The 15,476-nt window shown below is 64.1% G+C and carries 22 protein-coding genes; 9 read left to right on the plus strand and 13 right to left on the minus strand.

The features are described from left to right. Positions 1 to 124 precede the first annotated feature (124 nt). Together MOQ72_RS02585 and nadD are read left to right on the plus strand one after the other, a co-directional pair. Entirely contained in the window at positions 125 to 343 is a 219-nt protein-coding gene (locus tag MOQ72_RS02585; RefSeq protein ID WP_242180282.1) for a ferredoxin, read from the plus strand. A gap of 243 nt (positions 344 to 586) precedes the next feature. Next, a complete protein-coding gene (gene nadD, locus MOQ72_RS02590) occupies positions 587 to 1,195 on the plus strand; it encodes a nicotinate-nucleotide adenylyltransferase (RefSeq protein WP_242180284.1) in 609 nt (202 codons plus the stop codon). Positions 1,196 to 1,268: 73 nt separating this feature from the next. On the opposite strand, the gene MOQ72_RS02595 is transcribed toward nadD, so the two are convergent. The 13 genes from MOQ72_RS02595 to MOQ72_RS02655 all read right to left on the minus strand — a co-directional run bounded on the left by MOQ72_RS02595 (position 1,269) and on the right by MOQ72_RS02655 (position 10,088). Continuing rightward, entirely contained in the window at positions 1,269 to 2,459 is a 1,191-nt protein-coding gene (locus MOQ72_RS02595) for a tyrosine-type recombinase/integrase (RefSeq protein WP_242180286.1), read from the minus strand. Next, a complete protein-coding gene (locus MOQ72_RS02600) occupies positions 2,459 to 2,641 on the minus strand; it encodes a helix-turn-helix domain-containing protein (protein WP_242180287.1) in 183 nt (60 codons plus the stop codon). The genes MOQ72_RS02595 and MOQ72_RS02600 overlap by 1 nt, the downstream gene beginning before the upstream one ends. Continuing rightward, positions 2,638 to 4,173, minus strand: coding sequence for a replication initiator (locus MOQ72_RS02605; RefSeq protein WP_242180289.1), 1,536 nt, complete (start codon positions 4,171 to 4,173; stop codon positions 2,638 to 2,640). Before MOQ72_RS02605 ends, MOQ72_RS02600 begins: the two co-directional genes overlap by 4 nt. A 111-nt stretch (positions 4,174 to 4,284) precedes the next feature. Further along, positions 4,285 to 5,127 carry a DUF2637 domain-containing protein gene (locus MOQ72_RS02610; RefSeq protein WP_242180291.1) on the minus strand — a complete coding sequence of 281 codons (843 nt, stop codon included), beginning with the start codon at positions 5,125 to 5,127 and terminating at the stop codon, positions 4,285 to 4,287. 13 nt (positions 5,128 to 5,140) lie between these two features. Further along, positions 5,141 to 5,338: a hypothetical protein gene (locus tag MOQ72_RS02615; RefSeq protein WP_242180293.1), complete on the minus strand. Its 198-nt coding sequence runs from the start codon at positions 5,336 to 5,338 to the stop codon at positions 5,141 to 5,143. Further along, positions 5,338 to 5,598, minus strand: coding sequence for a hypothetical protein (locus MOQ72_RS02620; protein ID WP_242180295.1), 261 nt, complete (start codon positions 5,596 to 5,598; stop codon positions 5,338 to 5,340). Before MOQ72_RS02620 ends, MOQ72_RS02615 begins: the two co-directional genes overlap by 1 nt. Before the next feature lie 27 nt (positions 5,599 to 5,625). Then, positions 5,626 to 7,017: a cell division protein FtsK gene (locus tag MOQ72_RS02625; RefSeq protein ID WP_242180297.1), complete on the minus strand. Its 1,392-nt coding sequence runs from the start codon at positions 7,015 to 7,017 to the stop codon at positions 5,626 to 5,628. A gap of 108 nt (positions 7,018 to 7,125) precedes the next feature. Continuing rightward, positions 7,126 to 7,314, minus strand: coding sequence for a hypothetical protein (locus MOQ72_RS02630; protein WP_242180300.1), 189 nt, complete (start codon positions 7,312 to 7,314; stop codon positions 7,126 to 7,128). A 2-nt stretch (positions 7,315 to 7,316) separates the two neighbouring features. Beyond that, complete coding sequence (locus MOQ72_RS02635) at positions 7,317 to 7,583, minus strand: hypothetical protein (RefSeq protein ID WP_242180301.1); 267 nt, start codon at positions 7,581 to 7,583, stop codon at positions 7,317 to 7,319. Between the two features lie 180 nt (positions 7,584 to 7,763). Continuing rightward, positions 7,764 to 7,967, minus strand: a complete 204-nt coding sequence (locus tag MOQ72_RS02640) for a hypothetical protein (protein WP_242180303.1) — start codon at positions 7,965 to 7,967, stop codon at positions 7,764 to 7,766. 339 nt (positions 7,968 to 8,306) lie between these two features. Further along, positions 8,307 to 8,885: a hypothetical protein gene (locus MOQ72_RS02645; protein WP_242180305.1), complete on the minus strand. Its 579-nt coding sequence runs from the start codon at positions 8,883 to 8,885 to the stop codon at positions 8,307 to 8,309. A gap of 54 nt (positions 8,886 to 8,939) precedes the next feature. Further along, on the minus strand, positions 8,940 to 9,155 hold the full coding sequence (locus MOQ72_RS02650) for a hypothetical protein (RefSeq protein WP_242180306.1): 216 nt from the start codon (positions 9,153 to 9,155) through the stop codon (positions 8,940 to 8,942). Positions 9,156 to 9,734: 579 nt separating this feature from the next. Next, complete coding sequence (locus MOQ72_RS02655; protein ID WP_242180307.1) at positions 9,735 to 10,088, minus strand: hypothetical protein; 354 nt, start codon at positions 10,086 to 10,088, stop codon at positions 9,735 to 9,737. A 137-nt stretch (positions 10,089 to 10,225) separates the two neighbouring features. Between MOQ72_RS02655 and MOQ72_RS02660 the strand changes: the two genes are divergently transcribed. The 7 genes from MOQ72_RS02660 (at position 10,226) to MOQ72_RS02690 (ending at position 15,400) form a co-directional block, all read left to right on the plus strand. Next, positions 10,226 to 11,071, plus strand: coding sequence for a GntR family transcriptional regulator (locus MOQ72_RS02660; protein WP_242180312.1), 846 nt, complete (start codon positions 10,226 to 10,228; stop codon positions 11,069 to 11,071). Next, the gene (locus tag MOQ72_RS02665; protein WP_242180314.1) at positions 11,068 to 11,721 is read left to right on the plus strand and encodes an HAD family hydrolase; all 654 of its coding nucleotides are present in this window, start codon (positions 11,068 to 11,070) and stop codon (positions 11,719 to 11,721) included. The genes MOQ72_RS02660 and MOQ72_RS02665 overlap by 4 nt, the downstream gene beginning before the upstream one ends. A gap of 373 nt (positions 11,722 to 12,094) precedes the next feature. Beyond that, entirely contained in the window at positions 12,095 to 12,301 is a 207-nt protein-coding gene (locus tag MOQ72_RS02670; protein ID WP_242180316.1) for a helix-turn-helix transcriptional regulator, read from the plus strand. A 104-nt stretch (positions 12,302 to 12,405) separates the two neighbouring features. Continuing rightward, on the plus strand, positions 12,406 to 12,678 hold the full coding sequence (locus MOQ72_RS02675) for a hypothetical protein (protein ID WP_242180319.1): 273 nt from the start codon (positions 12,406 to 12,408) through the stop codon (positions 12,676 to 12,678). An 811-nt stretch (positions 12,679 to 13,489) separates the two neighbouring features. Further along, positions 13,490 to 13,888 (plus strand): ribosome silencing factor, encoded by a 399-nt coding sequence (gene rsfS, locus MOQ72_RS02680; RefSeq protein WP_242180321.1) that lies wholly within the window; start codon positions 13,490 to 13,492, stop codon positions 13,886 to 13,888. Then, positions 13,885 to 14,505, plus strand: coding sequence for a histidine phosphatase family protein (locus tag MOQ72_RS02685; RefSeq protein ID WP_242180323.1), 621 nt, complete (start codon positions 13,885 to 13,887; stop codon positions 14,503 to 14,505). Before rsfS ends, MOQ72_RS02685 begins: the two co-directional genes overlap by 4 nt. A gap of 34 nt (positions 14,506 to 14,539) precedes the next feature. Further along, positions 14,540 to 15,400 (plus strand): DegV family protein, encoded by an 861-nt coding sequence (locus tag MOQ72_RS02690; RefSeq protein WP_242180325.1) that lies wholly within the window; start codon positions 14,540 to 14,542, stop codon positions 15,398 to 15,400. Positions 15,401 to 15,476: the final 76 nt, after the last annotated feature.

A 15,476-nucleotide genomic window follows, 5' to 3' on the forward strand; every position in this document is an offset into this window, starting at 1 on the left:
TGCCGATACACCACGTCGTGGCTGTCCTCGCGAGAAAGCCTCTGAGAACCCGCGGCGGTGCAAGTTGCGTAGGTGGGCTAAGCGGCTTCGCCGCTTCAAGAACAAGATCTGAAAGAGGTGGCGAATGAGCTGGTCGATCGAGGTCGCGGACACCTGCATCGGTTCCGGCATGTGCGTCGGAGTCGCACCGGATCACTTCGATCTGGTGGACGGGTATTCGTGCGCGAAGCAGGAGATCGTGGAACCGGCCGAGGAGGTCGTGGACGCGGCGGAGTCCTGCCCGGTCGAAGCGATCCTCGTCAAGGACACCGAAACGGGTCGAGTGGTCGCCCCAGAGGAGTGACTCAGAACACATCAGTGGTCGCATCATCGTTGTTCGGGCGCGCGGTCCCACCGGTGCGCGCCTGAGAAACGGCAGCGCCCGCGACCCGAGGTGGCCCCCAGCAGCCGAGGGTCGTGCAGGGCCGTGGGGCCCGGCCCAAGGGGGGAGCTCGGGCCGGGCCCCACGGTCACGTGATGTGCGACGCACAACACTCCCCTGCCCCGCCGAGCGCCGCGGGCCATCGGCTTTCTAGGCTTGGCAGCTATGTCTCGTCGCCGGATCGGGGTCATGGGTGGCACCTTCGATCCCATTCATCACGGACACCTGGTGGCCGCCAGCGAGGTGCAGGCCCAGTTCGGCCTGGAGCAGGTCGTCTTCGTGCCCACCGGCCAGCCGTGGCAGAAGAGCCACGAGGTGGTCAGCCCTGCCGAGGACCGCTACCTGATGACGGTGATCGCCACGGCGTCCAACCCGCGGTTCCTGGTCAGCCGGGTCGACATCGACCGCAGCGGCCCCACCTACACCGCGGACACCCTGACCGATCTGCACCAGCAGTTCCCGGACGCGGATCTGTACTTCATCACCGGCGCCGACGCGCTGGAGCAGATCCTGTCCTGGCACCGGGTGGACGAGCTGTTCGACCTGGCGCACTTCATCGGCGTGACCCGGCCCGGCTACTCGCTCAACGGTGCCCACCTACCGGCGGGCGCGGTGTCGCTGGTGGAGATCCCGGCAATGGCGATCTCGTCCACCGGCTGCCGAGACCGGGTCCGAGCGGGCCTACCGGTCTGGTACCTGGTCCCGGACGGCATAGTGCAATACATCACCAAACGCGGCCTCTACCGCGAACCCACCCAGGAATGGGGCCCGTAGCAGGCGGTTTTTCAAACGCAAACAGGGCCCAAGTTGTCTCGGTACAACTCCGGTACAACTTGGGCCCCGCTGGCTATGCAAGCTTGGGCATGACACCAAGCGCGGCATCCACAAGTGCCCGAGTTCGATCCACCGCATCTGGCCACTCGTGGGCGTAGGTGTTGAGCGTGATCGTTGGCGTGCTGTGGCCAAGTGCGAGCTGAACCGTCTTCACTGACGCGCCCGCGTGGATCAGCAGCGTGGCGAAGTAGTGCCGAAGGCCATGCAGTCCGAACCCCGCAGGTAGCTTTGCCCGCTTCACTGCCGAGCGCCACACTGGGGACCAGTTCGATCGAGTTACCGGAAGCCCCGTTGTCGTGGTGAACACCAGCCGGGCGGGGCGACGGACCGGATTCCGGGGATCCGTCACGTCGTCGATCATGACGACTTTTGGCGGATACGCCTCCAGGTGACGCTTCAGAGCGTCTGCTGTCACCTCTGGCATCTCGACCGTGCGCCTACTGGTTTTCGTCTTCAGCTTCGCAAGCTGTGGCGGTTGTCCGGGAAGCTGCTTCAGCTGCTGAACGATGGTGATCTCTCGGTGCTCGAAATCGAGGTGTTCGACCTCCAAGCCGAAATTCTCACTCGGTCGCGCCCCGCACCCTGCCGCGACGTACGGAACCGCCCGGTATCGCTCGAACAGCTCCTCAGCAAGGGTGTGGACCTGCTCTGGCTTCGGGACAAAGTAGTCTTCGCGTTCAATGTCTGGGAGTCGGATGTTGACGCAGGGTGTCGATCCGATCAACTTGTCGTGCACGGCTGCCCGACACATCGCCGCGATGTAGCCATAGAACAGGTGCACCGTCGATGGGGCCAATACTGTCGTTCGGTCCTTTACCCAGGAGCGAATGTGACTTGGCTGGAGGTCACCCAGCGGCCAGTGGCCAAGGATCGGGTTGATATGGATCCGGAAAGCCCGCTCGACCAGGACGACGGTTGAGTCGCGGTGAAGCTGATCGTTCCGCCACCGCTCCGAGTACTCGGTTACGGTGATCTTCCCCGCGTTGGGGTCGATGTAGAGCCCACGCGAGATGTCCGCGTGCACGTTGGCGTCGTGGCGCTCAGCTTGGGCCCTCTTGCCAAACAACGCAGTTTGAGTTTGCCCTGTCTTCGGGTCAACCCAGCGGACCCGCCACCGCTTACCGCGACCGTGCCTTTTGGACGGAATCCGTTCTCCCGTCCCCGGATCGCGCCCACGCAGATACCACAGATCGTCAACCGGCATCAGATCACCCCCTCAGCTAGAGACTCGAACCATTGTTCGACGTCGTCGGGCTTGTAGCGAACGTGTTTGCCGACGCGGCGTCCGGGTGGTCCGCCTCCGCGGCTGCGCCATTGGTAGACGGTGCCGATCGGGACTCCGAGGTAGTCAGCGACGTCTTGAGGTCCCCAGAGGTTGCGGATCATGATCGATTGCTCCTTTCGGTGTCGTACTTGCGTTTGCGTGCCTCGCGCTGCCTTTCGGCGATGGCGGCGGCGAGTTCACGTTCTTCGGGGGTGTGGTGGCCAACGCTGGTCATGTGCCAGTCGTTGATCACCGTGATCGACTCTTCGTTGGTGATGCCGAGTTCGGCGAGTGCGTGTTCGTGCTGGTAGCGGCGTCGGTCGTCGCGGATTTGCCGGAACGGCACCGAGTAGTACTGGCTTTTGGTCAGGAAGTGGCCCCGGAAGGCGAGCATGTGTGCCCAGTGGCGCAGCTTGAGCGCATCGAGGGGGTCCGGTTTGCAGCCGAGTTCGGGGTGCAGGCGGTGCTGGCGGGTGGTGCGGGTGACTTCGCCGCCGTTGCCGCAGGTGCCGCAGAAGTGGGCACGTTCGCAGCCGCATCCGTCGGCCTGGTGGATGCCGTTGGGGTGGCAGTCCGGGCAGGAAACGGGCGCACCGAGGTCCCAAGCGGTCTGGATGATGCGACGGTGATGCTCGGTGATCTGCAAGCGGTTGATGTCGGCTTGGGAGCGGATGCGCCGGTCGGCTGCTTGGGTGGTGCCGGTGCTTTTGGTGGCGTATTTGGCCACGTAGGACGCCAGGCGGTCATCGGTGATCGTCCCGTGCTCGTCTTCCACTTGGCTGGCGTTGACGGGGCGGATGGGGCGGATGTCGATCTGCTTGCCGAATGCCAGTTGCCAGGTTTGGCCGTCGATCGCGGGGGAGGTCATCTGCACGGCGGTGTGCGCGGCGTGGATGGCGTCGGTGAGAACCTCAGTCGTGCCCCACACGGGGGTGGGGTCGGTGGGTCCGTCGGGTCCGTCGAGGCGGATCACGGCGTGGAAGTGGATGACGCCGCGGCGCTGGAACTCGGCCACCTTGGCGAACGACAGCCGGGCGTGCTCGCCGAAATCGCCTTGGCGTAGTCCTGCCGCGTGTGCGAGATGCCGCTTGAGGTAGGTGACGAACCGGTGCCACAACGCGCCCGCGTGGGCCTGCCACAGGACGTGCCCGACGTAGTCGTAGCCCGCCGGGTCGATCGGCTGGCCAAGGCGGGGGTCGTCGGGATGGTGGTACTCGCCGCACCGGCACGGAATCGCTTTCCCTTGGGGCGCACGACGGTTGTGAACCGGGCCGAAGCTCGGGGCGGTAAGAGTGACGAACACGCGGGGCTTGTCGGCCACCGAGGCGGGGATGCCCTTGGTGCCTCCGGCGAGTCCGGCGCGTAGGAGGTGGAAGGCGTCTGCGGCGTAGCGGTCCGAGCAGGCGGGGCAGACGGCTTCGCGGCGGTTGCCGCACGGAACCATGACGTGCCCCTGGCGGGACGCGATGACGGTGTCGGTGGTGGTGTCCTGGACGGCCCAGGAGCCGGTGAGGCGGATGGGTTGGGTGCAGCCGCCGGTCGCGGCGACCGCTGTGCGCCACTGCTGGAAGCCTGCCGAGCGTGCGCGGCGCTGAAGACCATCAGCGGCGAGTTCGCGGTAGGCGTCGCGGGTGAGCAGCGGGGTCGGGGACATGGGGTGTCACCTCCTGGGCATGAAAAAAGGCGGGACACCCCGCCGGTTTCGCGCCCCTGCGGTGATGTCCCGCCGAGCTGGTACTGGTATTCAGTTGTGGGGCGCCGGTTTTCAGGCGACCGGGTGCCCGTTGGTGGTGTAGTCGGCAGCGATCTGTTCGGCCATCGCGCGCGGCACCTTGATCACGGCCAGCACATCCGCCGCACTGAATGCACGCCCTTGCGAGGTTGCAAGCGCGTGCGCGTCCTCAACGGCTTTGATCATCCGGGGTGGCAGTTTCGGCCCCCGCGTGACCGCCTTCGGGGTCTGCTGCGTCGATGCGTCTTCCGGCTTCCGCGTGGATGCCGGTGCCGTGGACGCGGCGAGCGGTGCGGGGAATTCGTGGCGGTCCGGGGTACTGGCGGGCTGGATGGCCAGGCCCACGAGGTCGCGGACGGGGATATCGGTGACCTGCGCCCGGAACGCCTCCGAGGTGCCCGCCCGGTCCACGAGCCAGCGGATCACGAGCAGTCCGGGGCGGAGTCGGAAGGCAGTGCGGCCGTGTTGTGCTTCGTAGTCGGCCCGCATTTCCAACAGCACGATGTCGAACACCGCGACCGCAGCGACCGGGAGTCCGGCTGCGACGATGCGGGATTCCATGCTGGTTTGGTGGATCCAGTTGATCCACGCACTGACCGCAGTAAACGCCCACATCAGCAGCCGGGCACGGAGCGCGGACCGGCCATTGATGGAGGCCCGGTAGGTCATCAACGTGCACGCGAACGCCGCCCCGTCGAAGGTGGCGGGCACCAACCAGGCGCTCCAGAAGCTGAACCCGGTCATGTCCTTCATGGCGTACTCGTGCAGCCCGACGAAGCTCGCGCCCCATCCCATCACTGCGGCCAATGCCACCAGCACCAGCGCGACCGTGGACAGCCATCCGTAGGTTTGGCCGGTGCGCTGCTTCTTCGTCATGGCGCACCGCCTTCTAGTCGCTGCTGGGGGTGAACAGGGCGAACAGGCCCCGGATCACCACGATCACGACGATGCCGCCCGCGATGGCATAACCAGGACTGGCCAACAGCCACACCACCGCCAGCACCAGCGCGATGGCGGCCAGCAGTCCGAGAACGGTCAGGATCGCCTTGCCGGTCACTTCAACGTGGACAACAGGAACAGGTTTCATCAGATCTCTCCTTCTTGCTCGGTGAACAGTGCTTTCTGGTTTTTGCTGGTGTGGAGCTCTTCGGCGAGCGCGAGAACGGCCGTGCTGCCCTCAATCAGTTCGCGGAACTCGGTGAGGCTCATCAGGCAGGCAGCGCCGGGCTTGTCGTCATCGCATGGCCACGTGATGGACACCCCGATGCCGTCCGCAGTTGGGTGCAGCGAGACGATCGCCTGCGGTGCACCGGCGTAGAAGAATCGAGTCGGTGGAATAGACAACATGCCGTTTCCTTTCTGTCGTAACGGTTTTCAGGCAACTTCTTCGTCGTCTTCGTCGCGGCGGAACTGGACCACGTTGGACTCGTCCACCGGCCCTGGCGTGCAGGTCTGGACGAGTTCGGTGATGTCCTCATCGGAGACGAATCCGGCCCGCACGCGGGTGGGGCGGCGGGAGTGCTGATCCATGCGGAACCCGATACCCGCGTGGTCCTCATCAGCCGGGATCTCGTCCGCCAGGGCGCCGCGCAGCCGGGCACCGTCGCCCATCGCCATATCGACGTGGTTTTCGGCGGTGGTGCGCAGGAGAATCCGGCGGGTGAACAGGTCCCGGATGGGGACGATGTCCTTGGTCGGCTCCTGCACGTAGGCGCAGACGGCGAAGCCGGGGGCGCGGCCTTGGGTCATGGTCTCGGCCAGCAGCTTGATCGCTGCGCGGGTGGTGCTGGAGTCACCGAGGGCGGTCATCATGGCCAGCTCATCGATCATCAGCACCCGGAACGGGGTTTCCTGGCTGACCTGGAATTTCCGCATCCCGCGTTCGGCCAGGTGCTGTTGGGTGGCCTTCATGTCGTCGCGGAACGCCTCGATCACGTCTCGGCCGGTGTTGGGTTCGTCGGCGTAGCGGTGGAACAGCGACCGGGCGTGACCAGCGGTCATGCCGCCCTTGAGGTCCAGGAAGTCCACCCGCACCAAGCCATCCCGGATCGCCGGACCCATCGCACGCAGCGGGTTCCAGATCAACGAGTCCTTGCCGGAACCCGTCGCCCCCACACCGAGCAAGTGGTGGCCGAGGAGCGGTTCGGTCCAGTCGTTGCCGTACTCGTCCATGCCGAAGTACAACGCCGAGAGATCCACATCAGCCGACTCTGCGGGGATCTCGGCCGGATCCACGAGGTCGGTAAACGGGTTGCCCCGCACGGCGGTCAACGCGATCACGCCCGGCTTGACCTTCACGATGCCCAGCGCGTCCGCCCGCAATGCCATTGCCAGGACGTCTTGCTGGTCTTGGAAGTGCTTCAGCGACTGGCCGCGCAGCACCTTCACGTACAGGGTGTCGATCGACGGCGACGCCGAACGGACCCGGATGATGCGGGGCACCATGGTGTGGCCGGTGCGGCGGTTGTCGCGAGCGAAACCGCAGTCGATCATCAGCCCGCGCCACCGCCACCCGATGTAGCGCAGCCATCTGCGGCGAAACGCCCGGACATGCGGAGCGGCGTAGCGGTCGAAGGTCTCCGGGTGGCCCCGGTACCAGGACACCCCAGCGGCACCGAGACCGGCGAGGGTCGCCCCGACGCCCATCGGGCCGAACTCGGCCATACCCACACCCAGCGCGACCGGTGCCGTGGTCATGCCGGGGTGGCGAGCCATCCACGCCGCAGCGCGCCATTCGATTCCCTTGCGTCGAGACACGATTCCCATCACTGATCAACTCCTCTTTGTGCTACCGTGATCACAAAAGAAAGAGACTCGGCCACCACACACGGCAGCCGAGCCCCACAAAAGAACCTTGATAATGCTTTTCAGTTGTTACGACACCTTGATGTGCGGTGCGGCATCCTCCAAATCCACCTTGTAGTCGGCCATCTTGCGCGCCAACTCGTCGTGTTCCTTCTTGAAACCCGCCGTGCGCACCTGGATCCCGGCCATCGCCTCACGCAGCTTCACCATGGCCTTGTCTAGATCCTCAATCACCGCGTCCACTTGAAAACGGCTCATGCTCAGACCCTCCATCCACGCGAGACGAGTTCCTTCTCCCACTTCACCGTGCTCGTGTGCAGCGTGACCAACTGCTCCGTGGCCTTGTAATGCGCAGCCTCAACTTGCTCCTTGTCCGGAACAGCCCAACCCACGTCATCACCGGTCGGCTTCTTGATCTTCGGGTGCAACTTCGCCGCATTCTCCAACGCGATCCGCACCACCTCCAAAGCGTTGTGCAGCTCCTGGTACTTGTTCATCGCGCGCTTGTTCAGCGCCTGAACCTGCATGGCTCAATCACTTCCTCTCGTTTCGCACTTCCCAATCTATGGCGGACACTGCCCCGACCATGCGAGCCACAGCAATGTTCATGTCCCGCACGCGGAATCGGTGCGGTTCCATTTCTCCAACCTGGGTCTGATAGCGGTCATATGCAGACTGGACCGCCGTCAAGAACTCTTGCTCCGGTGTCATTCTCGATTCTCCCGTTGCTCGTCTTGCAGAATCCGATCCAGCGCGTAATGCGCTCGACGTAGATCGTCCATCAACGGCATGAATTCGTTTCGTTCCGGAAAATGGAACTCAGTTGCCGAGAGCACGATCACGTTTTCCATGTCCATCAGCCGACGCAGGCACGCGGCCATGTCGTCTCGGACTTCTTGGTAGGTGGTCATCGCAGCCGGTTCCCCACTTCCTGACGATGCCGCGCGACCCATCCGCGCATTCGGTCGATCTCCTCGAACACGTCATCCTGTGCGTCATTGAGCCGCCACGACCACGGAAGCTCCCCCGAGCGTTCCACACACCCGAGGTAGAAACTCAGCTCGTGATCGACATCGGAGAGCACTCGATGGAGCTTTTCGTCACGTGAAGCGAAATTCTCTGCCGGAGCCAGACGGCAATTCCGGCAGGCCGGGTCATCGAACCCCGGCCCGCACAGTTCCGAACACCTCCTCATTCCCTTTCCTCCCTACCGGTTCGCCAACGTGCTCGACGGAGGTGGTCGGGCGGGTTTACCGCCGCCGGTTCTGCCGCTTGTTCCGGTCGCCAGCCCGCAGATTCGCGTTGATCTTGTTTGCCAGGCGGTCAACTTCCGCTGTCCTCCGACGCTCGGCCTGCATCCGGTTCAGCCTTTCCGTGGCGTGCCTGTCGCAAAAATCGCCAGACGACACCTGCACACCACAACCGGAGGCGTGGCAGGAACGCGCCGGTGTCCGGCTCTCCGTGGACCACGGCTTGTGCAAGCTTTGCCAGTGGTAGAGGGCCTGTTTCGTCTTCCGAGGCACCAGCACCGACCGCGCCGGACCCGTGTACCGGTCATACCGCACCTGGTGACTACCGCCGATCTCGAACCACTTCGTCTCGATCAGCTGGTGAACGCACGCATCCACATCGACGGACACCTTTTCCACCACATCACCGGTCACGCGCCGGTACACGTCCTCACGAATACCGATCAGCACGAACCCGGCCGCCGTTGCCTCACTGAGCACCCGTTCGACGAACTCCATGTCATTGACCGGCGGACGTGGCTCCTTATGCGGCTGCAACGGGGCCACTGGATTGCCGAACAAATCCGTCTCGGCATTCATCCGGCTCACCCCTTGCCCGAACCGAGGCACCCGGACCCGTGAAAACCGACCCCGTCAGATCCCTTCATCAGCCCACTCCTTACTCATCTTGTCCAACTCCACGGCGGCGTCGCACAAATGCGACCGCGCGACCAGCGTCGCCACCGGACTCACCGAGCAACCGAGTCGAACCGAAGCACCGTATTGACAGCGCTTCACCTCCTCCTCAATCGCACGAACCTTTCTCGCCAAATCCGCCAACCAACCCGAATAGTCAATCGATTCGTCCATCAACGAACCTCCTTTTCTGTCAGCTGTCGTCCGGCTCAATCCACTGATCGCCCGTGGTCGGATCCGTGATCACCGTCGGCTTGTACTCATTCCCCACTACCCATCACCTCCTTCCGCGTGCTTGCAGAACTCGTCCCGCGAATGCTGGTAGCGGAATCGGTCAATGTGACACGCAGGGCAGTAACACAACGACATTGCCAAACCACTCCCTGATCATCCTTGATGTTCGTCGTTCAACGGCGTGCCCACGCGGCATGCCGCGCCTCGGCAGGATTAGCCATGTTGTTCGCCTCCTGCTCCGCACGCTTCCGCGCCAACTCCTCCGGCGACTTCTCTTCCGACAAACCCGTTCACCTCCTTTTTCATGACGGCCATGAAAGCCCCCGAAACCCATTGTTCGGGGGCCAACATGACCCTCCCCGACCTGTCACATTCGCGGCCGGAAAAGGACATGGCTTGACGGAAAAGGCATAGCTCGGCCCACTATGGAATTCTCAAACAACAACGAAACGTGCCCTTGCCGGACTCGAACCGGCCGCTAACCAGAAATAGGAAGGGCTATTACAAAAAGAACCTGATTCAGCTGGCCGGGGTCAGGCCGTGCGCCCGGAACGAGATCCCCGAGCTGTATCGGCCGTTGCGCTCGTTCTGCCAGTGGCTCATCGTCGCGTCGATCAACTGGACGTAGGTGCCCTCCTCGAACCCATCGCCAGGATCAGCGGTCAGGGTCACCTTGATCTCCTCGCCCTTCTCCGCGTACTGGCCCGGTTCGGTCTTCCGCTTCGCGAACAGCGACACCACGAACTGCTGCGCGCCCTGACGGTCCGTCACGACCTCCTGAACACCGTTCTCGTTCTCCCGCACCTTCGGCTGCGGCGCCTCCGTGATCAACAGCTTGTAGCCCTGCATGTTCGCCGGAATGTTCTTCAGCATCTTCAGCCTCCGTCGGATCTTTGAGTATCTGGCCAGCTTGGCTAGCCATGTACAGATTAGGGCAGCTTGGCTAGCCATGTCAAGGGCTTGGCCAACATGGCTAGCCAGATCGGCCGTTGTTGCGATAACCTGGGCAAATGAGCGAACTAGACCCCGACGACCCAAGGCCGCCGTACCAGCAGGTTGCGAATGCTCTGCGGGCAGCGATCCTCACGAGGAGGCTCAATCCGGGCGACAAGCTGGCGTCGCAGGCAGAGCTTGCGCGGCGCTACGGGGTCGCGCGTATGACCGTGCAGCAAGCACTGCGGATCCTTCGCGATGAAGGACTTGTTGTCTCGCGGCAAGGAAGCGGCGTATTCGTGCGGGAGCGCACAGAGCGGCCCGTTGGTCTCCGGCCACACCTTGAGCGAGCTTTTGAGCAGTCTGAAGTATCGATCGACTTTGCGGGGTTCTCCGGCGAGACCCTTCATGGGGCGCTTACGGAGCCCCTGGACAAGATCCGGAGCGGCCGGGTGCGGCCGGAGGCTATCCGGGTTCGACTTCTTGTGCCCGACACTGAGGTCCCGTGGACGCTGCCCGCGCGAGTCGAGGACATGAAGGACAGTCCTGCGTTCCGGAAGCGAGCCACCGGCATCATGCAGCGGCACACCCTTGCCATCGTGGACTCGGTCAACGAGATGGGGCGCCTTGGGCTGGTAGCGGATTCCAAGGCTGAACTTCGCGTGTACCCCGCCGTTCCGTTGTTCAAGCTGTACTTGATCAACAGGACAGAGGCGTTCTTTGGCTACTACCCAGTGCGCGAGCACGTTGTGGTATTGGATGGCGAGGAAACGCCCATTTGGGACCTCATGGGCAAGGATGCAACACTGTTTCACCACGCAGCGGAACCTGATGAAGAGTCGCTAAGCTCCCTGTTTATCGAGCAATCCCAAATGTGGTTCGACAGCATTTGGAATACCGTTGCGCGGGAAGTTCACCGATGACGTGCCCGGCGCAGATCATCGACGGCGCCAGTACGGTGCTGCTCGACTTCGACGGGCCGGTATGCGCCGTGTTCGATGGTCTTTCCAACCATCAGGTCGCAACCGAACTGCGAGACTTGTTCGAAGGAGAGCTACCAGACGCTGTGGACCAGAGTCGAGATCCTTTCGACGTCCTAAAGTATGCCGCTAGTCTTGGCGACTTCGCGGGTTTGGTGGAACGACGGCTGCGCGAACTTGAAATTCGGGCGGTGGCACTTGCTCCAGCGACCCCAGGCACGTCCGAGGTACTGAAAGCGCTTCATGCGCGCGGAAAACTGGTCGTGGTCGTGTCGAACAATTCTGAAGATGCTATTGCTGCATACCTGAATACGCGGGGCCTGGCTAAGCTTGTTGTTGGCATCTCTGCCCGAACGAGTCCTGATATACAGAAGCTCAAGCCGCATCCGTATCTGCTGCAACAGGCAATGGATCTGGTCGGCGCGTCGCCGAAGCATAGTGTCATGATCGGCGATTCCGTAACTGACATCGAGGCTGCCCACAGGGCCAATGTCAGCACCATTGCCTATGCGAATAAGCCTGGTAAGCGTACGAAATTCGAGCGGTGTGGAGCATCAGTGATCATCGATCACATGAACGATCTCGTTCGGTAGAACCTGGAACAAGCGGCGCTGCTTGGTAAAACCGAGCGGCGCCGCTTCATGTGCCAGGTGCGCGCTCCTCCGCCGGGCGGGGGCCAACTGACGCGTCAACAACTGGAGAGCCTTCAGGGGCCGAGCGAAGTGCGACAGCAAGGTGCGTCAGCTGGTCTGCCAGGCGGCAACACTGCTCCCGTGTATACCGACCGCCACCCAGTTCAAACGCAGCCGTGTCCAGCTCCCACTGTGCTGCGCGCGCCAACACCGCCAGCCGTGCATTGGCCGTCATGCTGCACCCCCAACAAGGCAAAGTAGGTAATCAGGGTAATGCCTGCATATCAAGGCAAGCAAGGCAGCATAAGCCGTTCGAGGCACTGACGATGACCGGATGACCGATGATGCCTCGCCGCTGATCTCCAGTGCCGAGCTGGCCAAGAGGCTAGGGCTGGCGAGACGAACGATCTCGAACTATGCCCAGCAAGGCTTGATCACGCCTGCCCTTGTGACGCCTGGCGGTCAGTACCGATGGCGCTATGAAGACGTCGTTGCTGAGATGCGTGCGCTCGCAGCAAAGCGCCGGGAGGAACGGCAGTAGTCCGAAACCAGCAAGGTTCAACCCCTGGCGATCATTCGAACTGACGTTCTATCCTCCTGTGTTGGCTTGATGTCAAGCGTTGGGCAGTAGGGCGGGTGCAGTTGATGTCAACTCAGGTGCAGCGCGAGCGGTGGCGGCGCGAAGCCAAGCTTCTGGACGCAGCCGCTGCCAAGGTCAGGAAAGATGCGGGGCCCGCGATCGCGCTTGCCGACGCGGGGCAAGGACCGATGATTCCGCGTAGTCGGTACAACGTGGCGAGCCTGCTTGATGCGCTCTCCCTGTCGATGAGGAACGGCGAACTCGGCTCCTACCTTCACGCTGAAGCTCTCGCCTTCGCCCGCGCGCTGCTCGATGAACCGACCACGCCGGTCGGCTGATCTCCATCGCGGCCACGATGCTCGTGTTCAGAGTTTCTTTTCTTCATCAAGGGCGACCCCTTCGGGGCCGCCAGCCAGCTGTTTTCCCTGGCTGGGCAAGCGGGGGACCGCCGGGGCCCCGCCTCCGGCACCCCAGCGGCCCCCGCGCCCAGCCGGACGGGAAAGGCTGGCGGCCCCGAGTCGCCAGAAGGGGCACGCTGAAGCGCGGGGAGATGTCCTCGCCGGACGGGCAGGCCAACAGGGTGAGGGTTCAAGATCGAACGCTGCGGTTCGGTCGTGGCTGCTCTGCCCTCACCCCATCGACCTCCACAAGGGCTATCAGACCGCGTCAAGGGGGCAAGCTCGCCCACAAGACGTATCGTGATCATCGAAAGTTGCCCCCTTGACACGATCTGATCGGGCTGGCGCCAGGTCGACGGGGTGAGGGCAGAGACCCCTTCCTTGCAGGTAGAGGCAAGAGCCACCCGGTACAGATCCGGTACATATGAGCACGGCGATCACCCGAAAACGATGACAAACGACGAAGCCCATTCCACCTGGTCAAAGCGCACTTGGCCCCCATTGTGGCTGGTCAGCTAATTCTGAGGTGCAGTTCATCACCAAACGCGGCCTCTACCGCGAACCCACTCCGGAATGGGGCCCGTAGCAGGCGGTTCAGGTTCGGGGGTGATCGTCGGGCGTTGCAGCCGACCAGGTTTCTCGGGCATGGCGTCCGCTGTGGCCCGGCGGACGGGTCGGGCCTGGTCCGGTGCGGGCTGGCTATCCTCTAAGCGGCGTGGGTCGCACACCGGGCCCACCCGAGAGGAGTGACGTGGCAGCCACCGAGAACGCCCGCCGACTGGCTCTGATCGCGGCGCAGGCCGCGGCGGACAAGAAGGCCACCGACGTGGTCCTGCTGGATGTCTCCGAGCAACTGGTCATCACCGATTGCTTCATGATCGCCTCCGCGCCCAACGAGCGGCAGGTCGAGGCAATCGTGGACGCCGTCGAGGAGAAGCTGCGCGCGGCCGGTACCAAACCGGTGCGGCGGGAGGGCGCGCGTGAGGGCCGGTGGGTCCTGCTGGACTTCGTCGATGTCGTGGTGCACGTCCAGCACTCCGAAGAGCGCGCCTTCTACCAGCTGGAACGGCTGTGGAAGGACTGCCCGCGGATCGAGTTCGAAGACCGCAACGAGCCCGTCGACGCCGACTCGAAGGACACTGACGCGTGAGCTTGGAGCGGTTGGTGCTCTGGCGGCACGGGGAGACGGACTACAACGCGGCAGGTCGCATCCAGGGGCACCTGGACAGCGCGCTGACCGAGACCGGCCGGGAGCAGGCCAGGCGGACGGCACCGGTGATCGCCGGATTCGCCCCGGACCTCGCGATGAGCTCGGACCTCGCTCGGGCGCGCTCGACAGCGGCGGCGTTCACCGAGGTCAGCGGTGTTCCGGTGCGGTTGGACAAGCGGTTGCGCGAGACCCACCTGGGCGAGTGGCAGGGGCTCAGCGGCGCTGAAGTCGAGCACGGCTGGCCGGGCGCGATGAGCGCCTGGCGGGCGAACGCGGCGTGGGCGCCGCCGGGCGGTGAATCTCGGGTCGAGGTGGCCGAGCGCGCTTTCGAAGTCGTCGAGGAGCTCGACCAGCAGCACCAGGGCACCGCCCTGTTGTGCGCGCACGGCGGTCTGATCACGGCGCTGACCGCGAGACTGGTCGGCCTGCCGGTGGATCTGTGGCCGAGCCTCGGCGCCGTCGCGAACTGCCACTGGGTAGTGCTGAAGCTGCGCAGCGGCGGCGATCACCGCTGGCGGTTGGTGGCATACAACGCCGGGGTACCGGCCGAGTCCTGATCGCATTGCGGAGCCGACGTCGTAGGGTTGCGGCGTGCCCATAGCAGTCGTCACCGACTCGACGGCGTACCTGCCGGAGGGATACGCCGCGCAATACGCAGTGCGGACCGTCCCGTTGCACGTCAGCGTGAATGGGGCCGCGGCGATCGACGAACCGGATTTCGGACCCGGTGATCTCGCGAGCGCTTTCGACCGCAAGCACCGGGTGACCACCGCCGGTGCCACCCCCCAGGAGTTGGCGAAGGCTTACCAGGAAGCGCTGGACGGCGGCGCCGACGGCGTGGTGGCGGTGCATCTGTCCCGTCAGTTGTCGGGCACCTGGGACGCGGCGCGGCTGGCCGCGCGGGAGGTTGATCCCGAGCGGGTCCGGGTTGTCGATTCCCGGTCCACCGCCATGGGCCTGGGTTTTTCCGTGCTGGCGGCAGCTGAGGCGGCGAAGTCGGGGGCTGAACTGGCCGGGGTGGCGGGCACCGCGGCGTTGACCGCTGAGCGCACCACCACGTTGTTCTCCGTGCAGACCTTGGAATACCTGCGGCGCGGTGGGCGGATCGGCACCGCCGCCGCGGTGCTGGGCACGGCATTGGCGATAAAGCCGCTGCTGCACGTGCACGACGGGCGCATCGACGCCTTGGAGAAGGTGCGCACCACCACCCGTGCCATGGCCCGGTTGTTGGAGATTTCCTTGGGTGCGGTGGGTTCCGGGTCGGCTGCGGTCGCGGTGCACCACCTCGCCGCGCCGGAGCGCGCCGAGCAACTCGCTGGTCGGATTCGGGGTGAGCTCGGGAACTGCGTGGACTGCGTTGTTTCGGAGGTCGGTGCGGTGATCGGCGCGCACATCGGACCTGGTGCGGTCGGGGTCGTGGTGTTACCGAACGGGTGGCGTTCGGACGCCTGAAAACCTTTCGGTGGGCGGATTCCACACGATCGAGCTGAATCTGATTGCCGAGTTATCCACAGTGGCCTGGTTTATC

It is taken from the genome of Saccharopolyspora soli (genome assembly GCF_022678645.1).
Lineage (GTDB): Bacteria > Actinomycetota > Actinomycetes > Mycobacteriales > Pseudonocardiaceae > Saccharopolyspora > Saccharopolyspora soli.

Excerpts from the sequence above, each read along its gene's own strand:
- MOQ72_RS02625 (WP_242180297.1), bottom strand. The coding sequence starts at position 7,017 with ATGGGAATCGTGTCTCGACGCAAGGGAATCGAATGGCGCGCTGCGGCG.
- MOQ72_RS02605 (WP_242180289.1), bottom strand. The coding sequence starts at position 4,173 with ATGTCCCCGACCCCGCTGCTCACCCGCGACGCCTACCGCGAACTCGCC.
- MOQ72_RS02660 (WP_242180312.1), top strand. The coding sequence starts at position 10,226 with ATGAGCGAACTAGACCCCGACGACCCAAGGCCGCCGTACCAGCAGGTT.
- MOQ72_RS02600 (WP_242180287.1), bottom strand. The coding sequence starts at position 2,641 with ATGATCCGCAACCTCTGGGGACCTCAAGACGTCGCTGACTACCTCGGA.
- MOQ72_RS02665 (WP_242180314.1), top strand. The coding sequence starts at position 11,068 with ATGACGTGCCCGGCGCAGATCATCGACGGCGCCAGTACGGTGCTGCTC.
- MOQ72_RS02610 (WP_242180291.1), bottom strand. The coding sequence starts at position 5,127 with ATGACGAAGAAGCAGCGCACCGGCCAAACCTACGGATGGCTGTCCACG.
- MOQ72_RS02670 (WP_242180316.1), top strand. The coding sequence starts at position 12,095 with ATGACCGATGATGCCTCGCCGCTGATCTCCAGTGCCGAGCTGGCCAAG.
- MOQ72_RS02645 (WP_242180305.1), bottom strand. The coding sequence starts at position 8,885 with ATGAATGCCGAGACGGATTTGTTCGGCAATCCAGTGGCCCCGTTGCAG.
- MOQ72_RS02620 (WP_242180295.1), bottom strand. The coding sequence starts at position 5,598 with ATGTTGTCTATTCCACCGACTCGATTCTTCTACGCCGGTGCACCGCAG.
- MOQ72_RS02640 (WP_242180303.1), bottom strand. The coding sequence starts at position 7,967 with ATGACCACCTACCAAGAAGTCCGAGACGACATGGCCGCGTGCCTGCGT.
- MOQ72_RS02650 (WP_242180306.1), bottom strand. The coding sequence starts at position 9,155 with ATGGACGAATCGATTGACTATTCGGGTTGGTTGGCGGATTTGGCGAGA.
- nadD (WP_242180284.1), top strand. The coding sequence starts at position 587 with ATGTCTCGTCGCCGGATCGGGGTCATGGGTGGCACCTTCGATCCCATT.
- MOQ72_RS02595 (WP_242180286.1), bottom strand. The coding sequence starts at position 2,459 with ATGCCGGTTGACGATCTGTGGTATCTGCGTGGGCGCGATCCGGGGACG.
- MOQ72_RS02635 (WP_242180301.1), bottom strand. The coding sequence starts at position 7,583 with ATGCAGGTTCAGGCGCTGAACAAGCGCGCGATGAACAAGTACCAGGAG.
- MOQ72_RS02630 (WP_242180300.1), bottom strand. The coding sequence starts at position 7,314 with ATGAGCCGTTTTCAAGTGGACGCGGTGATTGAGGATCTAGACAAGGCC.
- MOQ72_RS02675 (WP_242180319.1), top strand. The coding sequence starts at position 12,406 with ATGTCAACTCAGGTGCAGCGCGAGCGGTGGCGGCGCGAAGCCAAGCTT.
- MOQ72_RS02585 (WP_242180282.1), top strand. The coding sequence starts at position 125 with ATGAGCTGGTCGATCGAGGTCGCGGACACCTGCATCGGTTCCGGCATG.
- MOQ72_RS02655 (WP_242180307.1), bottom strand. The coding sequence starts at position 10,088 with ATGCTGAAGAACATTCCGGCGAACATGCAGGGCTACAAGCTGTTGATC.
- MOQ72_RS02615 (WP_242180293.1), bottom strand. The coding sequence starts at position 5,338 with ATGAAACCTGTTCCTGTTGTCCACGTTGAAGTGACCGGCAAGGCGATC.